Genomic DNA, 618 nt, shown 5'->3' with positions numbered 1-618 from the left:
CCGCCTGAAACTGCCGATCAATATACCCAAATAGACGCAGGCCCATGGGCTCTAACGCAAAAAATATATCTGCACTATCATTAGAGTTATTACTATATACCACAGCCATGGATTGATAAAAATCCTCTGCAATCAACGGTAGCGTATCAAAATGCTTTTTTAGTTCAAACTGTTCATACCAATGTGGTTCACTTTGCCACTGACGCGCCAGCACTCGCCCTGCATAAAATGCTAAAAACAGTAATAAGTTGCGATAGCGCTCATCAGCCAGCAGTGCAACCTCGCCTAAGCCCTCAGACTGGTCTTTTGCCTTTGTAATATCACGGCGTATCTGCAAAATCAGCGTGTCTACTCGCTGTAAGCTGGCGAGCGATTCATCTAATTGACACTCATGCAGCTGCTTTTCATAAGCGATACCCCCTGCGATAGGACGATCTGCTATAAAATCTTGCCAGTAGCCTTCCGCCATATAATCAAGTGACGTTTTAGGGATCTTAGCTAAAGTAGCGTTTGGCGTAGCAAGCATGGAATGGGCATATCCTCTGAATAAAAATCACAAATGGCATTACTAGATTAGGCATCGGTTATACAAATCAGTTATACAAAGACGGTAACGAC

At 43.5% G+C, this 618-nt stretch carries 1 pseudogene; it reads right to left on the bottom strand.

Features of this window, described 5'->3' with window-relative positions:
- A pseudogene (locus ACS8FD_RS22090) lies at nucleotides 1-526 on the bottom strand (tetratricopeptide repeat protein); the annotation flags it as partial.
- Nucleotides 527-618 lie beyond the last annotated feature (92 nt).

The sequence above is a fragment of the Psychrobacter sp. 1U2 genome (assembly GCF_051847575.1).
The sequence above is the reverse complement of the archived record's forward strand: the minus strand, read 5'-3'. Positions and strand labels throughout refer to the sequence as shown.